We start from the raw sequence: 14,411 nt of genomic DNA, 5'->3' as shown, positions 1-14,411 counted from the left end.
CTCGCCAAGAGGACCCCCCGGCGTACCGCCAGGAGAATCGCCATGAGGAGCGCAACGCGGGCCGCGGCGCTGTTCGCCGGCGCACTGCTCGCTCTCCTCGCGGGCTGCAGCTCACCTCCCGCCAGGACGGAGGCGCTCGACACCAAGGCCGCGGTGCCGCCCGACAGGCCGAAGAAGGCCGCCCCGGCCGGGCTTCCCGGCATGCCTCCGGTGCTCGACCCGAAGGACATCTACGCGGCGGACCGGCCGGGTCAACTCTCGCCGGTGGTCCGGGACTTCCCGTCCCGGGTGTACGTCCCCAACACCAACTCCAACTCCGTCTCGGTCATCGACCCCACGACGTACAAGGTCATCGAGACGATCCCGGTCGGTGTCCAGCCGCAGCACGTCGTCCCGTCCTGGGACATGAAGACGCTCTGGGTCAACAACAACCGCGGCCATACGCTCACTCCGATCGACCCGGCCACCGGAGTCGCGGGCAAGCCGGTCGAGGTGCACGACCCGTACAACCTCTACTTCACGCCCAACGGCAAGTACGCCATCGTCATGGCATCGCTGGACCGTGAACTCGTCTTCCGCGACCCGCACACGATGAGCCCCCTCAAGGTCACCCCGGTCTCCTGCTACGGCGTCAACCACACGGACTTCTCCGCCGACGGCAAGTACTTCGTCGTGTCCTGCGAGTTCTCCGGTGAGCTGCTCAAGGTCGACACGGAGACGATGGAGGTCATCGGCCAGCAGAAGCTGCCCTTCCACGGCGCGATGCCGCAGGACGTGAAGCTCTCCCCGGACGGCAAGACCTTCTACATCGCCGACATGATGGCGCACGGCGTGTGGGTGCTCGACGGCGCGAAGTTCACCACGCCCATGCTGCTGCCCACCGGCAAGGGGTGCCACGGGCTTTACATCAGCCGGGACTCCAGGGTGATGTACATCTCCAACCGCGGCGAGGGATCCATCTCGATCTTCGACTTCGCGCAGGACAGGCTGACCGACAAGTGGTGGCTGCCGGACGGCGGCAGCCCCGACATGGGCGGTGTGTCGGCGGACGGCAAGGTGCTGTGGCTGTCGGGGCGTTACGACGCGGAGGTGTACGCGATCGACACGACGACCGGCAAGCAGCTGGCGCGTATCCCGGTGGGGAGCGGCCCGCACGGCCTCGCGGTCTATCCACAGCCGGGACGCTATTCGCTGGGCCACACGGGCGTCTTCCGCTAGCGCGGGGCGCGGGGGCCCGCTCCGGCCACCCGCGCCTCAATCGTCGGCGGTGCTGGTTTTCGGGGCTCTGCCCCGGCCAAGGTCCTCAATCGCCGGACGGGCCGGCTTTCGGGGCTCCGCCCCGGACCCTCCCCTACGCCCTGCGGGTGTGGGGGACCCCCACCCTCAAACGCCGACGGGGCTTGAATTTCCCGCCAGTCGGCCTGAGCCTGCAGGCCGACCGGCGGAAATCAAGTTCGTGGCCATTGAGGACACTCCCCCTATGCCCGGCGAGCGTGGGGGGACGCCCCGCTCCTCAATCGCCGAAGGGGCTCATTTTGAGCCTGTCCGGCGATTGAGGACACGGCCGAAGGGCGTCCGGGGTCCAGGGGCGAAGCCCCGGGGGCCGCGCCGCGCAGCCGGCGCGCGGGGGGCTGGGGGCTTGCCCCAGTTACGGGCTGGGGGTACCTCCCACGGCCGCCAGGCCGTAGGGGGAGGGCGGGGTGGGGAAACGCCCCCGCTCACCACAGCACCGGCAGCCTCTCCGGCAGCCGTTTGATGAACCCCGTACGCCACACCAGCTGATCGTCCGGCACCGCGAGCCGCAGCCGCGGCAGCCGGTCGACCAGCGCGGCCAGAGCCGTCTCGGCGTGCAGCCGGCCCAGTGCCGAGGCCGGACAGAAATGGCGGCCGCCCCCGAAGGACAGATGCGGATTGCGCTCCCGCCCCAGGTCCAGACGCTCGGGATCCTCGAAGACCTCCGGGTCGAAGTTCGCCCCCTCCACCAGGACAAGCACCAACTCGCCCTTGCGGACCAGGACATCGCCGAGCTGCACGTCGGCGACGGCGAGCCGGGGCAGTCCGTCGCCGATCGACAGGTTCCAGCGCAGCAGCTCGTCGACGGCTGGCCCCATCCGCTCCGGGTGCCGGCGCAGATAACCGATCAGCTCGGGGCGCTGGAGCAGCGCAAGCACGGCAAGCACCAGGAAGGCGGACGTGGAGACCGCGCCCGCGCCGAACAGCGACACGGCGACGGTGGCGAGCATCTCGTCGGTCAGATGCGCCGACTCCTCGTCCTCGCGCAGGGCCGCCAACTGGCCCAGCAGACCAGAGCGTTCGGCCTCCGGCACGTTCAGCCGCTCGACCATGTAGTCGAGGTCCTTGTACCAGTTCAGGCCCGCGCCCTCGAAGGGGCGGGCGCTGGTCATGAAGGCGATGTCCAGGCCCGACATCAGCCGCCGCCAGTCCCGGAACGGGACCCCGATCACCTTGCAGTGCAGCGCGGCCGAGAACGGGTCGGCGAAACCGGCGCGCAGATCGACCGGCGGGCCCTCGGTGAACAGCCTGTCGATGAGCGCGTCCGCCTGGCCGCGCAGCCAGTCGTGCAGCCCGTCGTCGGCCCGTGGACTGAGTGCCCTCATCACCGCGCCGCGCAGCCCGGCGCTGTTGATGTTCCCCATGTTGTTGACGACCTCGGGCGGGATCGTCAGCGCATATTGGCGGGGCACTCCGAGGGTGGCGGTGTCCTTGAGGCTGAACCGCTCGTCCTCCAGGACCTGTTTGGCCAGTCGATAACTGCTCACCAGCCAGGCGCTGTCGCCGGTGATGGTGCGCACCTTGGCCACCGGCTCCTTCTCGCGCAGCTGGGCGCACTCCGCGGGGAGCACGTCGCCCCGCCGGGAAAGCGGGAAGTCAAGCTGCTCGTGCTCGGCTGTCATCGGTTGCGCTCCTTTCGGGTGCTTCGGGTGCTTCGGGTGCTTCGGGTGTGTTCGGGGCTTCGGGTGCTACGGATACCTCGGGCTGCACGACCGCGTAGGCCTGATTGCGGGCGGCCCGCAGTCCGCCGCCCTTTCCGAAGAGAAGTTCCGTCAGCGGCATCAGCACGTGGTAGCAGGAGACGGAGGAAGGGACGCCGAGAATCCCCGGAGTGTCGAGGAAGAAGGGGAGTTCGGCCGCGATGTAGTCGAGACACGCGGACCGCTGTTCCGGCGTGACGGATTCCCCGGCGGCCAGTTTGGGCGCCAGAAACTGCTGGACCATCCGGTCGCAGCTCTTGCGGAAATCCTCGTCCGTGTCGGTGGCGAGGAAATGCTGTACGCGCCGGTGCAGCAGCGCGTACACGGGATCGTCCGAGAATTCCGACAGCGCCCGCACCCCGATCTGCCGGCCCGGCGGCCCGGCCGCCTCAACTCCGGCCAGGATCCGCCTCCTTACGGCCTTGAGCTCCTTGGTCGCGCGCCGGGCCGCCTGCTCGGGAGCGTGCCCGAGCGCCGCGAAGACGGCCGCCACATGCAGATCGGCATACACGAAATCCACCGCGGTGAAGCGCGGGGACGCCCAGCGCGCGAGTTCTGTGATGCGTGCTGCGGAGAAATAGCTGTTCCCCGGGGAAACCCCGATCAGGACATGGTCGCCTTCGCCCCAAATGAACTGACAGTTACGGGTGAAGGGCCGGACCGTGAATGAGTCGGTTGTGATCGTCACTGTTGACATCACCCTTGCGCCGCTTGTCCCTGGGAGCCCTGTGCTCCTGGTGTGGCGGCGACGCCACGAAGTTAACGCCGTGCGGCGGAGAGTGACGAAGGTCCACCGGGGGTTTGGCGAGAACCGATTCCAGCGGGACCGAAAATCAACTTCCGCTCTACGGAAGGATAGTTGAAGCCTTTTCTGTCAGCTTCTGTCGGCCGGCCATTGAGTCGGCCTTTCAGCCGGCCATGAACAGTGCCTCCGAGCCCACCGGCCGGAAGCCCGCCGCCTGGAAGGTCCGCACGCTGCGGGCGTTGCCGGGCGACTGCTGGGCCCACACCACCGAGTCCGGCACCACGTGACGGGCAGCCGTCGCCAGCGCCAGGCCGAGGCCCCGGCCGCGTGCCCGTTCGTCCACCTCGATCGCGGTCTCCCATCGGCCGGTCACGCCCCGGCCGAGGATCACCACACCGCCGTCGGCGGCCCACACCCGTACGCCGTCGCGGTACTTCATGGCCCGCGCAACCCGCGGGTGGTCCGGGTCCTCGATCTCATGCAGCTCGAGCTCGGGCCGGCCGGGCAGCGCCGGGGCGACCGTCACCAGGTCGATGGTGTTCATCGAGCGGCCGGTGCGGGCCAGCATGGCGGCCAGGAACGACGGGTTCATCGCGGCTGCCAGCCGGTCGGAGTCGGTCGCGGCGAGCTCGGCCCGTACCCACTCGGGATCCTCGTCAGTGAAGATCACCGAGTGCGCGGTGAGGGCCAGTACGCCGGCGTCGCGGGCGTTCGGCTGCCCGATCACCGTCGTACGGCCGTCCGCGGGCGGGAACTCCCCGGCCGCCGCGGCTGCCAGGATCCTCGCCAGTGCCTCGCTCATTTCCGTGTCCTTTCTCCTCATGAGTCTCCACCCGCGGAGGCCCAGGTCTCTCCCCTGAGGACGTAGGACGGGTGCATGCGGGTGAGCGGAGCGTGGGCCGATAATCTGACCTCGTCAGTAAGGCACGAAGAAGGGGCGGAAGCAGTGGCGGACATCGAAGAGGCGCGCAGGGCGTTCGAGCGCTACGACCTGAACGGCGACGGCCTGATCACGGCTGCGGAGTACAAGAGCGTGATGGCGCAGCTGGGCGACTTCCATGTCACCGAGACGGTCGCCGAGGCAGTGATCAAGACGAAGGACGGGAACGGCGACGGTCAGCTGACGTTCGAGGAGTTCTGGGACTCGCTGAACAAGGCCTGATCCACCTGGGGACCCCTCCCGGGCCGAAGGCTCTGGGGGAGGCCCCCCGGCCCGCCGGGGACCGACGGCGCTGCGGCCGCTCAGTCAGCCGCAAGCGCCGCCTCCAGCGTCGGCAGAGTGCCGAAGGCCTCCAGCACCCCGCCCGCCCGGAACACCCGCAGGACCGCCGGCCGGCCGCACACCACCCACATCCGCCCGCCGTTCTCGTGGGTGCGCCGCCGCGCCCGGCACAACAGCGCAAGGCCGGAGCAGTCGAAGAACGCCACATGCGTCAGATCGACCACCACTTCGTGCTCGCGTATGGCGGTGACGACATCCAGGTACGCCCCGATCAGCGTGGCCGCGGCGATGTCGATCTCACCGTGCAGCTCGACGACGGTACGGGTACGGCTGCGGTAGAGGCGGCCGTACGGCCCCGGAAGGGGCGCGCGTAAGTCGTACGAGCTGGAAGTCAGCCCCTCGGTCATGGCTGTGCCTCCTTGGTGCGGCGGGCGTGGTCTGGCGGCCGGGGGCCTGGGTGAACAGGCCCCGACATTAGTGCGAGGCACTGGGGGCGCGGAGGAGAAAAAACGTTCGGAGCTCCTGAAGCTCCCCCGTGCGGGTGAATTCCAGTGAACTGGCTTGACCGGCCGAGGGCTTGGTCAGCGGTGACGATCACCGCTGACCTACTCCGAACCCAGGGGCTGCCCCGCCGAGCCTGCCGCCGGGGTCTCAGCACTCGATGATGTTCACCGCGAGACCGCCGCGCGCGGTCTCCTTGTACTTCACCGACATGTCCGCGCCCGTGTCCTTCATCGTCTTGATGACCTTGTCCAGCGAGACCTTGTGGCTGCCGTCCCCGCGCATCGCCATCCTCGCCGCCGTCACGGCCTTCACCGCCGCCATTCCGTTGCGCTCGATGCACGGGATCTGGACCAGACCGCCGACCGGGTCACAGGTGAGCCCGAGGTTGTGCTCCATGCCGATCTCAGCGGCGTTCTCGACCTGCTCGGGGGTGCCGCCGAGTACCTCCGCGAGTGCGCCCGCGGCCATCGAACAGGCGGAGCCGACCTCGCCCTGGCAGCCGACCTCGGCGCCGGAGATCGAGGCGTTCTCCTTGAAGAGCATGCCGATCGCGCCCGCGGCGAGCAGGAAGCGGACCACGCCCTCCTCGTCGGCGCCGGGCACGAAGTTCATGTAGTAGTGCAGCACCGCCGGGATGATGCCCGCGGCGCCGTTGGTGGGGGCGGTCACGACGCGCCCGCCCGCGGCGTTCTCCTCGTTCACGGCCATCGCGTACAGAGTGATCCACTCCATGGCGCGGGCCAGCGGGTCGCCCTCGGCGCGCAGCTGGCGCGCGGAGTTCGCCGCGCGGCGGCGGACCTTGAGGCCGCCGGGCAGGATGCCCTCGCGGGACATGCCGCGCGAGACACAGGCCTGCATGACCTGCCAGATCTCCAGGAGTCCCTCGCGGATCTCGTCCTCGGAGCGCCAGGTCTTCTCGTTCTCCATCATCAGGGCGGAGATGGACAGGCCGGTGTCCTTGGCCATCCGCAGCAGCTCGTCGCCGGTGCGGAAGGGGTACTTCAGCACGGTGTCGTCGAGCACGATCCGGTCCTCGCCGACGGCGTCCTCGTCGACGACGAAGCCGCCGCCCACCGAGTAGTACGTCTTCTCCAGGACCGTCTCGCCCTTGGCGTCGTACGCGAAGACCGTCATGCCGTTGGCGTGGTACGGCAGCGCCTTGCGGCGGTGCAGGATCAGGTTCTTGCCGAAGTCGAAGTCGATCTCGTGCATGCCGAGGATGTTGATGCGTCCTCGCTGCTTGATCCGCTCCACCTGGTCATCGGCGCTCTCGACGTCGACCGTACGGGGGGAATTGCCCTCGAGCCCGAGCAGTACGGCCTTCGGGGTCCCGTGGCCGTGGCCGGTCGCGCCCAGGGAGCCGAAGAGCTCGGCGCGTATCGCGGTGGTGTGAGCCAGCAGGCCCTCGTTCTTGAGCCGCCGCGCAAACATACGGGCGGCGCGCATCGGCCCCACCGTATGGGAGCTGGACGGGCCGATGCCGATCGAGAACAGGTCGAAGACCGAGATGGCCACGGAGAACTCCTAGCGGGGTTGGTAGACGCCGTTGTCTGCCGGGTGGTGCAGAGGGCAGTGCGTGGTGCGGGGCACCGCGCGCACAGTCCAGTGTGCGCGGTGCCCCGTTTGTTTTGCTTCGGGCTGTTACAGCCCAGGGTAAAGCGGGTGCTTCGCGGCCAGGGCGGTAACCCGGGCGCGCAGCGCCTCCGCGTCGGCCGCCCCGAAGGGAGAGGGCGCCTTCAGCGCCTCGGCGATGATGTCAGCGACCTCGCGGAAGTCCTCGTCCTGGAAGCCGCGGGTGGCCAGCGCCGGGGTGCCGATCCGCAGACCCGAGGTGACCATCGGCGGCCGCGGGTCGTTCGGGATGGCGTTGCGGTTGACCGTGATGCCCACCTCGTGGAGCCGGTCCTCGGCCTGCTGGCCGTCCAGCTCGGAGTTGCGCAGGTCGACCAGGACCAGGTGCACGTCCGTGCCGCCCGACAGGACCGAGACGCCGTGCTCGGTCACATCGGCCTGGACCAGACGCTCGGCGAGGATCCGCGCGCCGTCCAGCGTGCGCTGCTGGCGCTCCTTGAAGTCGTCGGAGGCCGCGACCTTGAAGGAGACCGCCTTCGCCGCGATCACATGCTCCAGCGGACCGCCCTGCTGACCCGGGAAGACCGCCGAGTTGATCTTCTTGGCGAGCTCCTGCGTCGACAGGATGACACCGCCGCGCGGACCGCCGAGGGTCTTGTGCGTGGTCGTGGTCACGACATGGGCGTGCGGCACGGGGTTGGGGTGCAGACCCGCGGCGACCAGACCCGCGAAGTGGGCCATGTCGACCATCAGATACGCGCCGACCTCGTCCGCGATCCGGCGGAAGGCCGCGAAGTCCAGCTGACGCGGGTACGCGGACCAGCCGGCCACGATCAGCTTCGGACGGGACTCCTTGGCGAGCCGCTCGACCTCGGCCATGTCGACCTGTCCGGTCTCGCTGTCCACGTGGTACGCGACCACGTTGTACAGCTTGCCAGAGAAGTTGATCTTCATGCCGTGGGTCAGATGACCGCCGTGGGCGAGGTTCAGGCCCATGATCGTGTCGCCCGGCTTGAGCAGCGCGAACATCGCGGCCGCGTTCGCCTGGGCGCCCGAGTGCGGCTGGACGTTGGCGTGCTCGGCGCCGAAGAGGGCCTTGATGCGGTCGATGGCGATCTGCTCGACGACATCGACGTGCTCGCAGCCGCCGTAGTAGCGACGGCCCGGGTAGCCCTCTGCGTACTTGTTGGTGAGGACGGAGCCCTGGGCCTCCATGACCGCGACCGGAGCGAAGTTCTCCGAGGCGATCATCTCGAGGGTGGACTGCTGGCGGTGGAGCTCGGCGTCGACAGCGGCGGCGACGTCCGGGTCCAGCTCATGGAGAGGGGTGTTGAGAAGCGACATCAGGCGATCCCTAGAGTCGTGGTCGGTCGGCGAACGTGGTCAGCCGGCGAACTCGGTGTACTCGTCCGCGGAGAGCAGGTCCTTCGGCTCCTGTGCGACACGCACCTTGAAGAGCCAGCCGCCCTCGAACGGTGCGGAGTTCACCAGCGACGGGTCGTCCACGACGTCCTGGTTCGCCTCGACGACCTCGCCGCTGACCGGCGAGTACAGGTCGCTGACGGACTTGGTCGACTCCAGCTCGCCGCAGGTCTCGCCCGCGGCCACCGTGTCACCGACCTCCGGGAGCTGTACGTACACCACATCGCCGAGCGCGTTGGCCGCGTGCTCCGTGATGCCGACCGTCGACACGCCGTCCTCGGCGGCCGACAGCCACTCGTGCTCCTTGCTGTAGCGCAGCTGCTGGGGGTTGCTCATGGCCTGAATTCTCCTGTATGCGGGGGAGTGCTGATGAACGATGGCTCGGTGCGCAGTGTCACTTCTGGCGCTTGTAGAACGGCAGCGCCACGACCTCGTACGGCTCGTGCGTGCCGCGGACGTCGATGCCGACGCCGGGGGTGCCAGGGGCGGCGTGCGCCGCGTCCACATACGCGATGGCGATCGGCTTGCCGAGCGTGGGGGACGGAGCGCCGGAGGTGACCTCGCCGATCACCCGGCCGTCGGCGACCACGTTCATGCCGGCGCGGGGAACCCGGCGGCCTTCGGCGATCAGGCCGACGAGCTTGCGCGGCGGGTTGGTCTCCGCGCGCTCGGCCGCGGCGCGCAGCGCGTCGCGGCCGACGAAGTCCCCCGCCTTCTCGAACTTCACGACCCGGCCGAGGCCCGCGTCGAAGGGGGTCAGCGCGGTCGTCAGCTCATGCCCGTACAGCGGCATGCCCGCCTCCAGGCGCAGCGTGTCGCGGCAGGAGAGCCCGCAGGGGATGAGGCCCACCGGGGCCCCCGCCTCGGTCAGTGCCTGCCAGAGCTTCTCGGCGTGCTGCGGCTCGACGAAGAGCTCGAAGCCGTCCTCGCCGGTGTAGCCGGTGCGGGCGATCAGCGCCGGGACGCCGGCCACCGTGCCGGGCAGGCCCGCGTAGTACTTGAGACCGTCCAGGTCGGCGTCGGTGAGCGACTTCAGGATGCCGGGGGACTGAGGGCCCTGGACGGCGATCAGCGCGTACGCGTCACGGTCGTCGCGCACCTCGGCGTCGAAGCCGGCAGCGCGCTCGGTCAGCGCGTCCAGGACGATCTGCGCGTTGCCCGCGTTGGCGACGACCATGTACTCGGTCTCGCCGAGGCGGTAGACGATCAGGTCGTCGACGATCCCGCCGTCCTCCTGACAGATCATGGTGTAGCGCGCGCGGCCCACGGCGACGGAGCCGATGTTGCCCACCAGCGCGTAGTCGAGGAGGCCCGCGGCCTGCGGTCCGGTGACGGTGATCTCGCCCATGTGCGAGAGATCGAAGAGACCGGCCTTGGTGCGTACGGCGTTGTGCTCATCGCGCTCACTGCCGTACCGCAGCGGCATGTCCCAGCCCGCGAAGTCGGTCATGGTCGCACCCAGCGAACGGTGCAGGGCATCGAGGGCGGTGAGACGGGGGGCGTTGCTCATAGATATGGCTCCCAGGGCAGGCCGGCGAGGACAATCCTCCCCATCTGTCATCGGAACCTGAGAGGTTCGTCTCGACCGCACGTAGTGGTGGTCGTGACTTGCACCTTGGGTGGAGCCACTCGACAGCGGCTCGCTTTTCAGATCTGCCTCATCACACGCGGTACGGGGCCTGAGAGATTCAAGGGAGGAACTTGCTCCTTCGGCGCCCGGCACACAGTGGCCAGGACTCTCCCGCGTGGATTCAAGCGGCCGGTATGCAGTTGGCGGGCACATCATTGCACGCATCGTCGCCATGTGGGGTGTCCGGCCCCGATCCGGGCAGCCGCACTTCACAGGCAGTCCTCGGCTGCAAAACGGTTGTGCCACATTACCGATTCTTTACACTTCATGGGCAAGGGTGAGGGTGACCCGAGACAGGGGAGGGCGATGACGTTGCAGCGGTCCGGTGCATACGTGACGACCGCGGGGGTGTCCGTCCAGCAGGACGCGCCCGTGCGGGAGCTTTCCGGGGCGCCCGTGCCCGTGCTGCGCGACCTGAGGGACCGCTCGGGGCGCAGTCCGCACACCCTGCGCTTCGTCGCCGGTGATGTCGTGGTCGTCTCCGGCCTGCCGGGCAGCGGAAAGTCCACGCTGATCAGACACGCGGCGAGCGGCAGGGGGATCGACTCGCAGGACACCCGGGACCGCTGGGACGCGTGGATGCCACGGCTGCTGCCGTACGCCGTCTACCGCCCGCTGGTGCGGATCGCCCACTACGCGGGACTGCGGCGCGCGCTCCGTTCGGGTCTGGGCGTGGTCGTGCACGACTGCGGCACCCAGGCGTGGGTGCGGCGCTGGCTGGCCCGGGAGGCGCGCCGCCGCGGCAGTGGCCTCCATCTGGTCCTGCTCGACGTCACGCCCGTGGTGGCCAGGGAGGGCCAGCGCGAGCGCGGCCGCGGGGTCTCCGGCTATGCCTTCGCCCGGCACAGACGGGCGGTGGGCCGGCTGATCCGCGACGCGGAGGCCGGGCGGCTGCCTGCGGGCTGCGCATCGGCCGTCCTGCTGGACCGGGACGCGGCGGCGGCGCTGACGCGGGTGGGCTTCGAGGAGTCGTAGTGCCGTGACCGGCAGGGGTGCCCGGGTTGCCGGACAGGCGGGGTGCCCGGGTGGGCCGGACGGGCCGGGTGCCCGGGTGGGCCCGGCATCGGGACCGAGGGGCCCGCACCCACCCGCTCCGGTGGGCCCCGGCGGCGTTAGGGTCGATGGCGCCAGACCGTACGAAGCCGGGGGAGAAGGACGCACATGCACACACCGGAGCAGGCCCATCCGCATCCGTATGGGGGCTGGCCGGCGAACGAGCTCGAAGAGGTGCTCGCCGTGTCCCTCGGCAACCCTTCGGCCGGAGGCCGCCTCGTCGAGGTGCTCGGCCGCAGCCACATCTGGGTGCCGCTGCCCAACGGCGGCAGCCCGGACAGCCCGAACCTCGATCTGCCCACGATGGACATCGAGGGCGCCGCGTACGTCCCGGTCTACAGCTCCGAGCAGCAGTTCATGGCATGCGTCGGCAGCCATATGCCCTTCACCGTCGCCCCCGCCCGCGAATTCGCCCGGGGCCTGCCCCCGCAGCTCGGCATCGCGGTGAACCCGGGCGGCGCCGTCGGTGCCCCGCTTCCGCCGCCGGCCGTCGCCGAGTTGTGCCGGGTGGGGCGCACTGTGCTGGACGGGCCCGCGACCGGCGGCCGGGTGCGGCTCTTCGAGCCCGACTGGCAGGAGGAGCCGGTCGACTTCCTCGCAGCCGCGGCCGGTGAGTTCGAGGCATCCCATGTCGTCCTCACCGCCCGCCGTGCCCTCGCCTCCATCGAGGGCGACCCGCCGACCCTCTTCATCGGCGTCCAGGTCTCCTCCTGGGAAGCCGCCGAACGCAACGCGCCGACGGACGCCCTCGGCCGGGCGCTGAGCCGCGTCCAGGTGAGCTGGCCGGTCAATCTCGTCCTTCTCGATGTGGCACAGGACCCCGTCGGCGAATGGATGCTCGAGCGGGTGCGTCCCTTCTACCAACGGCAGCACATGTAGTCGTCAAGCACGTGCAGTCGTCAAGTCGGTGTCAGGACTCCCGATTAAGCTGGTTTGATGGCAGACCCGCCGCACTCGTGTGCCGGGTGGATCGAAGAGGGGCGGAACCCAGGGTGAGTGCGTCAGGCACCGCGGCGGCGGGGCAGGTCGAGCACATGCTGCGCCAGGTGACACCCGGACGCTACGACGCGTACGAGGCGCTGCTGCAGGCGATCGCCGACGCGGCGGGCGGCAGGCTCTGGATGCTGCTCTGGCACGGCCAGGCCGGCTCGCCCGACGCCCAGTACGGGAACATGGAGGTCGACGGCGTGGGCTACGCGCCGTGCGTCACCTCCGCCCAGGAACTCGCCGTCTCCGGCTGGAACCGCGCCCACGAAGTGATCAGCGGCCCCGACGTCGCCCGCGCCCTCTACCCCGAGCGCTGGGGTATCTGGCTCAACCCGCATGCCCCCGGCGGCGGTGTGGGCATCCCCTGGCTGGATCTGCGCCGGATCGCGACCGGTCTCGACCGGATGCCCGCCGGACCCCTGCGGCTGTCCGAACCGGCCATCGACATCCCGCATTTCTATGCCCTGCTCTCGCAGAACGCCCACCGCACCCCCGCGGTCCGCTCGTTGCGCCGCGCCTGGGTGCAGCCCGCGCTCGGTGCTCCGTACCTCGCCATCGGTCTCGATCTGTACGACACGAGCAGACAGTCCGTGGACGCGGTGCGGGCGATGATGCAGCAGTCGATCGGCTCGGTCCCGGACGGGCTGCCGGTCTCCACGGTCGCGATGTCCGACGAGTACGACCCGGTCACGATGTGGCTGCGGGCCAACTCCCGTCCCTTCTACGACCGGGAGGCGCACGTCGGTGCACCGGCCCCCGGCCCGGTCGGTGGGACCCCGCTGCACGGCCGCTGACGGAACCTCTCTGCACGGCCGCTGAGCCGGAGACACTTCCATGCTGTGCGTGAAGGCTTGGGTGGGATTGTGTGCGCCCAGGACCTCGAACGCCTTGCAATCGAATGAGCCGCAGTCGTCCGCATCGCGGTACCTCGCTCAACTTTCGCCCGATATGCGGCAGATGACGTTCCGCTCAGCCGGTGTCTCCGTCCGTATAACGGAAACCCTCACTGTGCATCACGTTTGAGCAAACATTCCCCGGGGGGACTGGTGCGTGATCGCGCGACCATTGAAGACTCCCGCACCAAGGGGAAATTCGCCCCTGTGTGCGGCGCGCTTCACGCGTTCTTCTCGTGCCAGAGCTCCACGTGCACCACATGTTGTGAAAAAAGCCGCTACAGCGGCGGGTACGGGCCGGTCACCTCCGGCCGAGAGGGGTCCCCACCACGATGACGGCACCATTGCACGACACGAGCGCGGACGCGGACAAGACCGCGGCCGTCGATGTCGCGGCGGCTGAAGTCAAGAAGTCGGTAGAAGGGCGGTCGCTCCGGCAGATTGCCTGGACCCGTCTGAAGCGGGACAAGCTGGCACTGGCGGGCGGCATCGTTGTCATCTTCCTCGTGCTTGTGGCGATCTTCGCGCCCTGGATCGTGAGCCTGCTCGGCCACCCGCCCAACGAGTTCCACCAGGACCAGATCGACCCGCTGTTCGGCACTCCCAAGGGCTCCTTCGGCGGCATCAGTTCGGACTTCCTGCTGGGCCTCGAGCCGCAGAACGGCCGCGATGTGTTCAGCCGCATCGTCTACGGCGCGCGCATCTCGCTCCTGGTGGCCTTCCTCGCGGCACTGGTCGCCGTACTGCTCGGGACCATCTTCGGCATCGTCGCGGGCTACTTCGGCGGCTGGGTCGACGCGATCATCAGCCGGGTGATGGACATGCTGCTGGCCTTCCCGCAGCTGCTCTTCATCATCTCGCTGGTCTCCGTGCTCCCCAGCGACCTGTTCGGCCTCACCGGCAGCAATGTCCGTATCGCCGTCCTGGTCATGGTGATCGGCTTCTTCGGCTGGCCGTACGTGGGACGCATCGTGCGCGGTCAGACCCTCTCGCTGCGCGAGAAGGAGTACGTCGAGGCAGCCCGGAGCCTGGGAGCCGGCCAGCGGTATGTGCTCTTCAAGGAGCTGCTGCCCAACCTGGTCGCCCCGATCACCGTCTACACCACCCTGATGATCCCCACGAACATCCTCACCGAGGCGGCGCTCAGCTTCCTTGGGGCAGGTGTGCGGCCGCCCACGGCCTCCTGGGGGCAGATGCTCTCCAAGGCCGTGGAGTACTACCAGGAAGACCCGACGTTCATGGTCGTCCCGGGTCTGGCGATCTTCGTCACGGTACTGGCCTTCAACCTCTTCGGCGACGGCGTGCGCGATGCGCTCGACCCCAAGGGCACCCGTTGACGGCCACTCACCCCGCGGCGCCGTCCGGCCGCAGACAACTGAACGTGCCCCTG

General features: G+C 69.3%; 14 protein-coding genes and 1 riboswitch. Of the genes, 6 read left to right on the top strand and 8 right to left on the bottom strand.

What is annotated here, in order from left to right:
• The first annotated feature begins 42 nt into the window (after positions 1-42).
• Positions 43-1,218, top strand: coding sequence for a YncE family protein (locus OG729_RS11965; protein WP_405805933.1), 1,176 nt, complete (start codon positions 43-45; stop codon positions 1,216-1,218).
• A 500-nt stretch (positions 1,219-1,718) separates the two neighbouring features.
• On the opposite strand, the gene OG729_RS11960 is transcribed toward OG729_RS11965, so the two are convergent.
• The 3 genes from OG729_RS11960 to OG729_RS11950 all read right to left on the bottom strand — a co-directional run bounded on the left by OG729_RS11960 (position 1,719) and on the right by OG729_RS11950 (position 4,540).
• Positions 1,719-2,915 carry a cytochrome P450 gene (locus OG729_RS11960; protein WP_405805931.1) on the bottom strand — a complete coding sequence of 399 codons (1,197 nt, stop codon included), beginning with the start codon at positions 2,913-2,915 and terminating at the stop codon, positions 1,719-1,721.
• On the bottom strand, positions 2,890-3,681 hold the full coding sequence (locus OG729_RS11955; RefSeq protein WP_405805929.1) for a tRNA-dependent cyclodipeptide synthase: 792 nt from the start codon (positions 3,679-3,681) through the stop codon (positions 2,890-2,892). The genes OG729_RS11960 and OG729_RS11955 overlap by 26 nt, the downstream gene beginning before the upstream one ends.
• Positions 3,682-3,901: 220 nt before the next feature.
• The gene (locus tag OG729_RS11950) at positions 3,902-4,540 is read right to left on the bottom strand and encodes a GNAT family N-acetyltransferase (protein ID WP_405805928.1); all 639 of its coding nucleotides are present in this window, start codon (positions 4,538-4,540) and stop codon (positions 3,902-3,904) included.
• Positions 4,541-4,684: 144 nt separating this feature from the next.
• On the opposite strand from OG729_RS11950, the gene OG729_RS11945 reads away from it, so the two are divergent.
• Positions 4,685-4,900 (top strand): EF-hand domain-containing protein, encoded by a 216-nt coding sequence (locus tag OG729_RS11945; protein WP_405805926.1) that lies wholly within the window; start codon positions 4,685-4,687, stop codon positions 4,898-4,900.
• 80 nt (positions 4,901-4,980) lie between these two features.
• Here OG729_RS11945 and OG729_RS11940 read toward each other — a convergent pair whose 3' ends face one another.
• The 5 genes from OG729_RS11940 to gcvT form a co-directional block, all read right to left on the bottom strand.
• Positions 4,981-5,367: an STAS domain-containing protein gene (locus OG729_RS11940; protein WP_360881245.1), complete on the bottom strand. Its 387-nt coding sequence runs from the start codon at positions 5,365-5,367 to the stop codon at positions 4,981-4,983.
• 244 nt (positions 5,368-5,611) lie between these two features.
• Positions 5,612-6,979: an L-serine ammonia-lyase gene (locus tag OG729_RS11935; RefSeq protein ID WP_405805924.1), complete on the bottom strand. Its 1,368-nt coding sequence runs from the start codon at positions 6,977-6,979 to the stop codon at positions 5,612-5,614.
• A 126-nt stretch (positions 6,980-7,105) separates the two neighbouring features.
• Positions 7,106-8,380 carry a serine hydroxymethyltransferase gene (gene glyA / locus OG729_RS11930; protein ID WP_360881241.1) on the bottom strand — a complete coding sequence of 425 codons (1,275 nt, stop codon included), beginning with the start codon at positions 8,378-8,380 and terminating at the stop codon, positions 7,106-7,108.
• Positions 8,381-8,419: 39 nt separating this feature from the next.
• A complete protein-coding gene (gcvH, locus tag OG729_RS11925) occupies positions 8,420-8,794 on the bottom strand; it encodes a glycine cleavage system protein GcvH (RefSeq protein WP_360881239.1) in 375 nt (124 codons plus the stop codon).
• 58 nt (positions 8,795-8,852) lie between these two features.
• Positions 8,853-9,968, bottom strand: a complete 1,116-nt coding sequence (gcvT, locus tag OG729_RS11920; RefSeq protein ID WP_405805922.1) for a glycine cleavage system aminomethyltransferase GcvT — start codon at positions 9,966-9,968, stop codon at positions 8,853-8,855.
• Positions 9,969-10,116: 148 nt separating this feature from the next.
• Positions 10,117-10,212: riboswitch (glycine riboswitch) on the bottom strand.
• A gap of 182 nt (positions 10,213-10,394) precedes the next feature.
• Here gcvT and OG729_RS11915 point away from each other — a divergent pair.
• The 4 genes from OG729_RS11915 to OG729_RS11900 all read left to right on the top strand — a co-directional run bounded on the left by OG729_RS11915 (position 10,395) and on the right by OG729_RS11900 (position 14,358).
• On the top strand, positions 10,395-11,063 hold the full coding sequence (locus OG729_RS11915) for an AAA family ATPase (RefSeq protein WP_360881235.1): 669 nt from the start codon (positions 10,395-10,397) through the stop codon (positions 11,061-11,063).
• A 186-nt stretch (positions 11,064-11,249) separates the two neighbouring features.
• Positions 11,250-12,020, top strand: a complete 771-nt coding sequence (locus tag OG729_RS11910; protein ID WP_405805920.1) for an enhanced serine sensitivity protein SseB — start codon at positions 11,250-11,252, stop codon at positions 12,018-12,020.
• A gap of 113 nt (positions 12,021-12,133) precedes the next feature.
• A complete protein-coding gene (locus OG729_RS11905; RefSeq protein WP_360881232.1) occupies positions 12,134-12,922 on the top strand; it encodes an enhanced serine sensitivity protein SseB C-terminal domain-containing protein in 789 nt (262 codons plus the stop codon).
• 431 nt (positions 12,923-13,353) lie between these two features.
• Complete coding sequence (locus OG729_RS11900; protein ID WP_360881230.1) at positions 13,354-14,358, top strand: ABC transporter permease; 1,005 nt, start codon at positions 13,354-13,356, stop codon at positions 14,356-14,358.
• Positions 14,359-14,411 lie beyond the last annotated feature (53 nt).

This window comes from Streptomyces sp. NBC_00210, from assembly GCF_045160975.1.
Classification (GTDB): Bacteria; Actinomycetota; Actinomycetes; order Streptomycetales; family Streptomycetaceae; genus Streptomyces.
Note: the sequence above shows the minus strand (reverse complement) of the source record. Positions and strands in the feature narration are given on the sequence as shown.

Excerpts from the sequence above, each read along its gene's own strand:
- OG729_RS11965 (WP_405805933.1), top strand. The coding sequence starts at position 43 with ATGAGGAGCGCAACGCGGGCCGCGGCGCTGTTCGCCGGCGCACTGCTC.
- OG729_RS11960 (WP_405805931.1), bottom strand. The coding sequence starts at position 2,915 with ATGACAGCCGAGCACGAGCAGCTTGACTTCCCGCTTTCCCGGCGGGGC.
- OG729_RS11950 (WP_405805928.1), bottom strand. The coding sequence starts at position 4,540 with ATGAGCGAGGCACTGGCGAGGATCCTGGCAGCCGCGGCGGCCGGGGAG.
- OG729_RS11940 (WP_360881245.1), bottom strand. The coding sequence starts at position 5,367 with ATGACCGAGGGGCTGACTTCCAGCTCGTACGACTTACGCGCGCCCCTT.
- glyA (WP_360881241.1), bottom strand. The coding sequence starts at position 8,380 with ATGTCGCTTCTCAACACCCCTCTCCATGAGCTGGACCCGGACGTCGCC.
- gcvH (WP_360881239.1), bottom strand. The coding sequence starts at position 8,794 with ATGAGCAACCCCCAGCAGCTGCGCTACAGCAAGGAGCACGAGTGGCTG.
- gcvT (WP_405805922.1), bottom strand. The coding sequence starts at position 9,968 with ATGAGCAACGCCCCCCGTCTCACCGCCCTCGATGCCCTGCACCGTTCG.
- OG729_RS11915 (WP_360881235.1), top strand. The coding sequence starts at position 10,395 with ATGACGTTGCAGCGGTCCGGTGCATACGTGACGACCGCGGGGGTGTCC.
- OG729_RS11910 (WP_405805920.1), top strand. The coding sequence starts at position 11,250 with ATGCACACACCGGAGCAGGCCCATCCGCATCCGTATGGGGGCTGGCCG.
- OG729_RS11900 (WP_360881230.1), top strand. The coding sequence starts at position 13,354 with ATGACGGCACCATTGCACGACACGAGCGCGGACGCGGACAAGACCGCG.